Source organism: uncultured Neisseria sp. (assembly GCF_951230505.1).
Taxonomy (GTDB): Bacteria; Pseudomonadota; Gammaproteobacteria; order Burkholderiales; family Neisseriaceae; genus Neisseria.
Genome location: NZ_CATNVN010000066.1, coordinates 1 through 9,497, shown reverse-complemented (window position 1 = coordinate 9,497; position 9,497 = coordinate 1). Strand labels below are relative to the sequence as shown.

General features: G+C 46.4%; 6 protein-coding genes and 2 pseudogenes. 4 read left to right on the top strand and 4 right to left on the bottom strand.

What is annotated here, in order from left to right:
• Positions 1-1,718: pseudogene (locus tag Q1M25_RS05640) on the top strand (type 1 secretion protein); the annotation flags it as partial.
• An 89-nt stretch (positions 1,719-1,807) separates the two neighbouring features.
• On the opposite strand, the gene Q1M25_RS05635 reads toward Q1M25_RS05640, so the two are convergent.
• Positions 1,808-3,025 carry a D-alanyl-D-alanine carboxypeptidase family protein gene (locus Q1M25_RS05635; RefSeq protein WP_300482721.1) on the bottom strand — a complete coding sequence of 406 codons (1,218 nt, stop codon included), beginning with the start codon at positions 3,023-3,025 and terminating at the stop codon, positions 1,808-1,810.
• 204 nt (positions 3,026-3,229) lie between these two features.
• On the opposite strand from Q1M25_RS05635, the gene ilvA reads away from it, so the two are divergent.
• Positions 3,230-4,753 carry a threonine ammonia-lyase, biosynthetic gene (gene ilvA / locus Q1M25_RS05630; RefSeq protein ID WP_300482718.1) on the top strand — a complete coding sequence of 508 codons (1,524 nt, stop codon included), beginning with the start codon at positions 3,230-3,232 and terminating at the stop codon, positions 4,751-4,753.
• A gap of 59 nt (positions 4,754-4,812) precedes the next feature.
• On the opposite strand, the gene trmB is transcribed toward ilvA, so the two are convergent.
• The 3 genes from trmB to Q1M25_RS05615 all read right to left on the bottom strand — a co-directional run bounded on the left by trmB (position 4,813) and on the right by Q1M25_RS05615 (position 8,086).
• The gene (gene trmB / locus Q1M25_RS05625; protein ID WP_254344436.1) at positions 4,813-5,529 is read right to left on the bottom strand and encodes a tRNA (guanosine(46)-N7)-methyltransferase TrmB; all 717 of its coding nucleotides are present in this window, start codon (positions 5,527-5,529) and stop codon (positions 4,813-4,815) included.
• Positions 5,530-5,672: 143 nt separating this feature from the next.
• Positions 5,673-6,329 (bottom strand): response regulator transcription factor, encoded by a 657-nt coding sequence (locus tag Q1M25_RS05620; RefSeq protein ID WP_003746785.1) that lies wholly within the window; start codon positions 6,327-6,329, stop codon positions 5,673-5,675.
• Entirely contained in the window at positions 6,326-8,086 is a 1,761-nt protein-coding gene (locus Q1M25_RS05615; protein ID WP_300482694.1) for a histidine kinase, read from the bottom strand. The genes Q1M25_RS05620 and Q1M25_RS05615 overlap by 4 nt, the downstream gene beginning before the upstream one ends.
• A gap of 260 nt (positions 8,087-8,346) precedes the next feature.
• Between Q1M25_RS05615 and mobA the strand changes: the two genes are divergently transcribed.
• The gene (gene mobA / locus Q1M25_RS05610; protein ID WP_107857051.1) at positions 8,347-8,928 is read left to right on the top strand and encodes a molybdenum cofactor guanylyltransferase MobA; all 582 of its coding nucleotides are present in this window, start codon (positions 8,347-8,349) and stop codon (positions 8,926-8,928) included.
• Between the two features lie 384 nt (positions 8,929-9,312).
• Positions 9,313-9,497, top strand: a pseudogene (locus Q1M25_RS05605) (NAD(P)H-dependent oxidoreductase); the annotation flags it as partial.

Below are 9,497 nucleotides of genomic sequence, written 5' to 3'. Positions count from 1 at the left end.
GACATGATGAGAAAGCCAATTATAAAGGGATATCCGGCACTTTAGGTACTGGCTCTTTTATTCACGATATCAAAATCGAACATTTTGAAGCTGGCGTATGGATTGGAGATTATTCTCAAAACAAACCTTTAAATTACACTGATGGTTTGACTATTTCTAATGCCACTATTCGCAATAACTTGGCAGATGGTGTTAACTTTGCCCAAGGTACCAGCAATTCCACCGTTATCAATTCCAATATTCGTGGCAATGGTGATGATAACTTAGCGACATGGTCAAGCCATCATGAGAATATCAATGCCCATGTTGCTGAAAATAACCGCTTTTTGAATAATACCGTTGAATTAGGCTGGCGTGCAGCAGGTATTGGTATCTTTGGCGGTAAAGGTCATGAAGTAGCCAATAACCTTATCAAAGATAATGCTAATTGGAGTGGCGTACGAGTTAATACTGTATTTAGTGGCCATAATTTTGATCTTAACGATCCAGGCATTAACATTCATAATAATTTATTTGTTAGTAATGGTACTAATACCGATGCATATGGTCGCATTAAAGGTTCTATTGATTTAGAAGAGGGCCGAGACTATGAAGATAAGATTCATAATATGCCACTAAGAGGAGAACTAAATAATATTAGAATTGAAGGAAATACGATTATTGATAATTTGTCGAAACGAGACATTACAACAATTCGTAATACCATACCTGATGATCTTAATACATCAATAAATGATACTACAGTTTTTATTAATGCAAATGATGCAGTTAGTGGAAATAATACAGTAGCGAGTGATGCAGACCATGTTACAACATCTGTTTATGAAGAAAAACGCTATGTCATTGATAAATCATATATTCATGGTAATACTCCTGGATATGAAACTGTAACTGTAACCAATATTAAAGGTACACAAGCGGATGATCATATCGATGGTACGAGTGGTATTGACAGAATTGATGGTAAAAATGGTAATGACACTATCTATGCCTGGGGAGGTGATGACATCATTACTATTACAGGAAATGGCAACAATTCTATCAGTGGCGGCGATGGTAATGACCGTATCAGAGGCGGTTTGGGCCATGATATGATTAACGGCGATTCAGGTAATGACATCATTTCCGGTTATGATGGAGACGATCGTCTCAATGGCGGTATGAGTAATGACTCTGTCTATGGGGAAAATGGTAATGATACCCTATGGGGAGAAAGTGGCGATGACTATTTGAATGGCGGCGATGGTAACGATGTTTTATTCGGCGGACAAGGAACCGATTACTTGGTAGGCGGTAAGGGTGCCGATACTTATGTTTTCAGCCTTGGAGAAGGTAAGGATACGATTACCGATAATGTGGGCGAACATAATGCACTGCAATTCGGCCAAAATATCTCTGTTAATGACCTGCATATTGATGCCATCACTGATGTTCGAGGCAATATCGATTGGAAAATGACCATCAAGGGATCAGAAGGGGACAGCATAACCATCAATGACCAATTCGTTTCCGGTAAAACTGATGCTGTGATTGATACCTTCCGTTTCGATGAAGGCACATTGAGCCTGCAAGAGTTGATGGGTAGGTTGTCAGGTAATGGCAATATCAGTAATTTGTCAGACGTCAATACGCATACTGACCGCATGAGCTACTCGTCTGTCGATACGGTTGATGTTCATGATGACACAGCATCTACCGCCAACGCTGGAATCATCTAATTAGCTGTCTTTTAGGCTGAATAAAGGCCGTCTGAAATCTAGAAAATAGGTTTCAGACGGCCTTTATTTATGTTTTGATAGAAAGAGGATTAACTGAATAAACCTTTAAACCACAACACAATCGCGTCCCACATACGGCGCAACCAGCTGCCTTCTTCCACGCCGGTCAGGGCGACGACGTCTTTTTCGGCAATGATTTTGCCGTCTTTCATGACTTTCAGCTTGCCCAATACTTGGCCTTTTTCAATCGGGGCGAGGACGGGCTGAAGCGTTTCTAAGATTGGTTTGACGTTTTTGCCGGTATCGTGGGGAATGGTAATGTAAACATCGTCCAAGAAGCCGATATCTACGGCTCTGGTGCTGCCTTTGTAAACTTTTACTTGGGAAATTACTTCTCCGCCGTTATAAAGTTTGGGCGTATCAAATGCCTGCAACGCCCAGTTGAGCAGTTTGCTGCTTTCACTGGCGCGCGCTTCGGTAGATTCGGCACCGGCAAGGATGGAAACAATACGGCGGTTGTTGCGTTTGCTGGAAGCGGCAAGGTGATAGCCTGCGCCTTCAGAATAGCCGGTTTTCAAACCGTCGATACTACTGTCGCGATAGAGCAGAAGATTGCGGTTAGGCTGCTCGATATTATTGTATTTGAAAGATTTGTTTGCAAACAAAGGATAGTATTTCGGATAGTCGTTAATTAGCGCGGCTGCCAAAATGGCCAAGTCGCCAACGGTTGAAACATGGCCGTTAGAAGAAATGCCGGTCGGGTTGTTGAAGTGGGTGTGCTTCATGCCCAAGCGTTTGGCTTCTTCATTCATTTGTTTGACGAATTCATCGATAGAGCCGTTGCCGATGGCTTCTGCAAGGGTGATGGCGGCATCGTTGGCCGATTGGATGGTTGTACCCTTAATCAAATCGCTGACGCTGGCAGGAACTTTGGGGTCGAGGAACATGCGCGAACCTTCGACTTTCCATGCAGCATTGGAAACTGTCAGCATTTGGCCTGCTTCAAGCGTACCGTTTTCCAGTGCTTTAAAGGCAAGGTAGGCGGTCATCATTTGCGTCAACGCGGCAGGTTCGATAGGCGCGTCGGCATTGTTGGATGCCAAGGTTTGCTTGCTGTGCAGGTCGGTAACGATGTAGGCGGTTGCCGCGATTTCCGGCGGCGTTGTCGGGCTGTTGATGCTGTGCAGCAGCGGCTGCGTTTGAGCCTCGCTTTGTACGGCAGGTGCGGATGCAGCTGGGTCGGCAGCGAGGGCAGGAGTATTCAGGAGGGCAGCAAAAATTAAGCTAAGTAGCGTTTTTTTCATCATTATTTGTGGATTTGAATATGAGTGGATACTGTTATGAAGCAAACAGTTTGGCATATTAAATAGATATTAAGCGGACATTATACCGTCTCATTTAGGCTTTGCTAAGATTTTTCTTGCCTTCAGACGGCCTCAGGGGTATGGTTTTAACTTTTTCCTCCGGTCGATTTGACCGAATTGCAATTTATTTCCGAACACTAAAATACCATGAACCATTCCCTTCCTCTTTCTGATTATCTAACCCGTATTTTGACCGCTTCCGTTTATGATGTAGCCGTAGAAACGCCTTTAGATTTGGCGCGCAGTCTGTCAGGCCGTCTGAACAATCAGGTTTTGCTCAAGCGCGAAGATTTGCAGCCGGTGTTTTCGTTCAAAATTCGCGGTGCGTACAACAAAATGGCGAAGCTGCCGAAAGAAGCCTTGGATTGCGGCGTAATTGCAGCAAGCGCGGGCAACCATGCGCAGGGTGTGGCTTTATCGGCGCAGTATTTGGGTTGCCGCGCCGTCATCGTGATGCCGGAAACAACGCCCAAAATCAAAATTGACGCGGTCAAGAGCCGCGGTGGCGAAGTGGTATTGAAAGGCGTGTCTTATAACGACGCCTATGATTATGCGATGGAGTTGGCAGAAAAGGAAAAACTGACTTATATCGCGCCGTTTGATGATCCTGATGTGATTGCCGGTCAGGGAACTGTCGGCATGGAAATCCTCCGACAACACCGCAATATCAATGCAATTTTTGTTCCAATTGGCGGCGGTGGTTTGGCAGCAGGCGTAGCGGCATTTATCAAACAGGTTTGCCCTGAGATTAAAGTGATTGGCGTGCAAACCGATGATTCTTGCTGTATGAAGCAATCGGTAGAAGCAGGGGAAATCGTACATTTGAAAGATGTCGGTCTGTTTTCAGACGGCACGGCGGTTAAAGTGGTGGGTGATGAAACCTTCCGCCTGTGTAAAGAGCTGCTGGACGAGATTATTACGGTCAATACGGATATGTTGTGCGGCGCGATTAAAGATATTTTTGACGATACGCGCAGCATTACCGAGCCTGCGGGCGCATTGGCACTTGCCGGCCTGAAGGCTTACGTTGCGAAAAACAATATCCAAGGCCAAAACCTGGTTGCCGTTACCAGCGGCGCTAACATGAACTTCCACCGCTTACGCCACGTTTCAGAGCGTAGTGAGCTGGGTGAGGGCAACGAAGGCATTTTCGCTGTTACCATTCCCGAAGAAAAGGGCAGCTTCCTGAAGTTTATCAATTTATTGGGAAGCCGGAACATTACTGAGTTCAACTATCGCTACGGCAGCGATAAAAATGCGCATATTTTTGTCGGTTTGCAAACTGCCGGTGCGCAAGACTTAGCCGTCATCGGCGCACAACTGACTGAAGCAGGCTTGCCCAATGTCGATTTGACCAATGATGAAATCGCCAAAATCCATATCCGTTACATGGTCGGCGGCCGTACGGAAAAAGTAGCCAACGAACGTTTGGTCAGCTTTGAATTTCCTGAGCGCCCGGGTGCGTTGTCTCGTTTCTTGAACCATATGCGTGCCGAGTGTAATATTACTTTGTTCCATTACCGCAACCATGGCGCAGACTATGGCCGTATTTTGGTCGGTATCGATGTGCCGGAAAGCGATAATGAGGCTTTTGCCGACTTCTTGGATAGCTTGGGTTATGTCTATAAAGAAGAAACCGACAATCCGGCCTATAAACTTTTCTTGGCTTAATCAGTAAGATAAAAGGCCGTCTGAAACTTTTCAGACGGCCTTGTGTTTTAAGTTTTGGATTATTTTTTGCGGAACACCAAGTCCCAAACGCCATGACCCAATCGCTTGCCTCGGGCTTCAAACTTGGTTTCAGGACGATAATCAGGCGTAGGGGCGTAATCGGCAGCCGTGTTTTGCAAAGCATCGAAACTGCTCAAAACCTCCAGCATTTGCACGGCGTATTCTTCCCAATCGGTCGCCATGTGGACATAGCCGCCGCTTTTGAGTTTGGGCAGCAGCTTTTCAACAAACGGCACTTGCACCAAGCGGCGTTTGTTGTGGCGTTTTTTGTGCCAAGGGTCAGGGAAGAAAATATGAATGCCGTCTAAAGAATCGTCTTCCAGCATCTTTTCCACCACTTCCACCGCATCATGACGCATCACGCGGATATTGGAAATGTGTTCTTCCTCAATCAGCTTCAAGATATTGCCAACGCCCGGGCCGTGAACATCAATCGCTAAAAAGTCGGTATCGAGCAGACGTTTGGCGATTTCCACCGTTGCGACGCCCATACCGAAACCGATTTCCAAAACTTTAGGGTTGTCCCGTCCAAAAGTGCGGTTCAAATCCAAAGGGGCTTCTTGGAAGTCCACACCGAATTGCGGCCACATCGTATCGATGGCGCGCTGTTGGGCCGCGGTCATATGGCCTTGGCGCAAAACGAAACTGCGGATGCTGCGTTTGTGTTCTTCAGGAACGGTATTTTCAGGCGTATTTTCTGGAATGTTTTCAGACATATCGTTTTAAATCAGTGAAAAATCAAATAAAAAGGCCGTCTGAAAAAATCAGACAACCCTGCTTACAAATCGGCGTGATTATAGCGAATAAACGCTTTATCTGAAACCTTTCTACAACAAGGTTTCAGGTTCAGACGGCCTTTTTAAGACAATTCCGGTTGCGGTACTTTGTGTTGCACCGCATAAACCGCAGCTTGAACGCGGCTGCTTAGATTCAGCTTGCGCAACAGGTTTTGAACATGCACTTTGACGGTAGACTCAGCCAAGTTCAAATGGCGGGCAATGATTTTATTGCTGTGTCCGGCGGCAAGGTAGCCCAAGATTTCCATTTCGCGCGGGGTCAGCTGCGCCAGCAGGTGGTCGGAGCGGGAAGGAGAAGGGGAGATCAGCGATTGCACCAAGCGGCTGGTCATTTCAGGGGAGAATACATTGTCTCCGTCGACAGCTTTTCGGATGCTTTCCAAGAGGAAGTCGGCGTTGATGTTTTTCAGCAAAAAGCCTTTTGCACCCATACGCATACATTCGGTCAAGTCGTCGCTGTCTTCGGAAACAGTCAGCATGATGACGGTCAGCTGCGGATTGATGCTCAGAATTTGAGCCAGTGCTTCGCGGCCGTTCATGACCGGCATATCCAAGTCCAGCAAAACTACGTCAGGCTTGAGCTGTTCGACCATTTTTACGCCGGCCAGGCCGTCTGAAGCTTCGCCGACGACTTCAAAATCAGGCTGGCGAGAGAGCAGGGCTTTGATGCCGCTGCGAAACAGGGTGTGGTCGTCAATAAGGGTAATTTTAATCGTCATGATGCTGTTCTCATTTGTTGCGGCAAAGTCAGCATAACCGCCGTACCTTGCCCAATCTGCGATGTGATGGCCAATTCTGCGTTAATCCGTTGGGCCCGTTCCTGCATAATGCCCAAGCCGACATGTTCGCCTGAAGGCCGGTTTGATAGGTGTTCTTTATTAAAGCCTGCGCCGTCGTCCCGAATCGTCATGACAAAATCGCCGTGGTTGGCAATTTCGACGCTGACATGTTGCGCACGCGCGTGCTTCCGAATATTGGACAGGCTTTCCTGCAAGATGAAGATGATCTGCAAATGCTCATCATAGTTCAAAGCCTGCCCATCGTCCTGCCATTTTAAATCAACTGGAATACCGGTTTGTCGTTCAAAACGCGCCAGCAGCGATTCTACCGCTTCAGGAAAATCTTTATTACTGATTTTGGTGCGGAAATTCATCAGAAGCTCGCGGACGTCTTCATAGCATTCCTGCACGCCGTCTTTAATGAAGCCGATATTTTCTTCAGCCTGCTCGCGTTGGTTTGAAGCAAACGCGCTTTCCAACATTTGCACCTGCAAATTCAAAAAGGTCAGGGCTTGTGCAATGCTGTCATGCAAACCTTGTGCAATCAAGTTGCGTTCCTGCAAGACAGCAAGTAGGCGGCGTTCTTGTTCCATGCGGTTGTTGGCGATGGAAATCCCCAGCTGCCCGCTTAAAGTATGCAGCAGTCTTTCGTCTTGCTCATCAGGCATATGGCCGTCTGAAAAATACAGGGCCAATACACCGAGCTGTTCGTCTTGGTAAACGATTGGGAATTCTACACGATTTCCCTCTTCGGTTTCACCGACACTTGCCGCCAAGTCAGAGCGTTTGCGTTCTTCATCGGAAAGATATACCGTACCGCCCAAAGCGGAAAACGCCGGCAGAATCTGAGCCAAAAATTCTTCTGCGGCCTGTTGCGGCGTAAAGGTTTGGTGCAGGTTGCGCGTAGTCTGGTAGAGCAGGGTCAAGTCACGGTTTTGCCGGGCCAAGTCTTGGGTTTGTTGGGCAACCTGTCCTTCTAAATCCGTATAAAGCGTTTTCAGACGGCGGCTCATTTGGTTGAAGCCCTTGCTGACTTGGGCGAATTCACGAATTTGGTCTGTATCGATTTGCACCCCGAAACGACCTTCGCTGATGGTTTCTACCCCGTCGCGCAATTTTTCCAGCGGCCGGATGATCCACGAATAATGCCAAACAATCATCAAGCCGGCGGCCACTAAAATCATCAGCATCATCGCCATTTGAAAACGGCGCAGCCACAAAGTATTTTGCTCGTTGGCGTTTTCCATCGCTTGTAAAAACAGCTCGATATTGCCGGCAAAACGGTATAGGCCGATTTGGGTCGGCCGTTCGTAATGTTGCAAAGAAGGCTTGATGTTGGATTCCCAATCAATCAACAGCATCGATTGGATCAAATCGTAAGCCAGCGGCATTTGTGACGGAATCAGCGGATGAATGGCATCGCTTTGCGTTACATTGGCCAGCGTACGTTCAAATTCTTTGATTTGGTTGTCAATTTGCGCATTGGGCGTACGGACGCTTGCCATATAAGCCAAACGATACACCTGCATTTTCAAGCTGCCCGCATCTTCAATCGTTTTAGCCGCGCTTTCTAAACGCCAAGAAAGCAGCAGGGTAAAGGCAATCGATAAAAAAGCCGAGCCGACCCATAACACAGTCAGTAGTTTTAAACGCGAGGACAGGCTCAGGCCGTCTGAAGATCCGGAGAATAAACGCATAAAGCACGCAGGAAGACTAATCCGATAATCTTATAAAAATATCATTCTTTCGGCCTATAAACAACCTGTCTAAAATAATTGTATGGTTATGATAAGAAAAAACAGGGGTTTAATGTAAAATCATGTTATGATAAAATTCATCTTAAGTGAATTAAATCACAAAATCAGGTTTCAGACGGCCTGAAGCCTTAAAAACTTATTCCATAAATACAACATCGCGAATAACACTTACACACTCTGCTTTGCAAAGGACTACCAAAATGAAAATTTTTGCACTGATATTGGCCGGCGGGCAGGGAAGCCGGATGGGAGGTGTCGATAAAGGGTTGGTGCAGTGGCACAACAAAGCCTTGATAGACCACGTTATCGAAAAAATCCGCCCGCAAGTCAGTCATATCGCCATCAGTGCCAACCGCAATCTCGAATCCTACGCCCAACGCAGCGCGCACGTTTTCTCCGATGCACGCCAATGGCAACATTACGGCCCTTTAGCCGCCTTGTGTACCGCCGCCAACGATTTGCAAATTGCTACTGCAGACTGGCTGCTTATCGTCTCCTGCGATATGCCCCGCCTGCCTGAAAACTTGGTTTCCCAGTTTGAGACCATCGCCAAACGCACGCCGTTGTGCAATGCATTTTATGTTGAAACCCCGGCCAGACCGCATTACAGCGTGATGTTTATCCGGCCGCAAATCCTGCAAAGCACCGTGCCATACCTTTATTCAGGAATGCGCAGCATCCGCGGCTGGTTGCAGCAACAGCGCGCGCGGGTTGTCCATTTCCCTCATGAGCAGGATTTTATCAGCTACAACACGGAAAACGATTTGGCCCAGCCTTTGTAGTTGGGTAGGTAAGGGGACTAATGTTCAGGTAGAGATATGCTAAATTGATAATTATTTAATATCTTTCAATAGGTAATAACTATCTTGTAATCAGTACCCTTATAAATTATTCAATCCGTGTATTCAGAAGGATGATACGTTTCTCGTTGAAATAAATTTTAGCTTTTCTCTATTGGCTGTTTCTTTTAGGTCATTTAGTCTGCCTAAGTCCAAATTATCTACGAACAAATCCTCGTAAAACAGTTGACCGAAAAAATTCACGGGATATTCTGATTTTACGTTGCGTGGCTTAAGATGTGCAGACGGCCACACTTTCAAAATAAAGGCTAAAACGGCATAATAGCAGCCCCTCTTTGTTAGAATTGCCTGGTTTAGGAGAGTCAAATGAATATTTTATTATTAGACGGTGGTAAAGATTTCGGCCATTCGCATGGTGAGTTAAACCACACGCTTCACAAAAAAGCGAAAGAAGTTTTGACCGCACTTGGACACAATGTAAAAGAAACCGTGATTGATGCCGGCTATGATGTTGAAGCAGAAATCGAAAAATTCTTGTGGATGGATGCCGT

Coding starts and splice junctions, on each gene's coding strand:
- mobA (WP_107857051.1), top strand. CDS start 8,347: ATGAAAATTTTTGCACTGATATTGGCCGGCGGGCAGGGAAGCCGGATG.
- ilvA (WP_300482718.1), top strand. CDS start 3,230: ATGAACCATTCCCTTCCTCTTTCTGATTATCTAACCCGTATTTTGACC.
- Q1M25_RS05635 (WP_300482721.1), bottom strand. CDS start 3,025: ATGATGAAAAAAACGCTACTTAGCTTAATTTTTGCTGCCCTCCTGAAT.
- Q1M25_RS05615 (WP_300482694.1), bottom strand. CDS start 8,086: ATGCGTTTATTCTCCGGATCTTCAGACGGCCTGAGCCTGTCCTCGCGT.
- Q1M25_RS05620 (WP_003746785.1), bottom strand. CDS start 6,329: ATGACGATTAAAATTACCCTTATTGACGACCACACCCTGTTTCGCAGC.
- trmB (WP_254344436.1), bottom strand. CDS start 5,529: ATGTCTGAAAACATTCCAGAAAATACGCCTGAAAATACCGTTCCTGAA.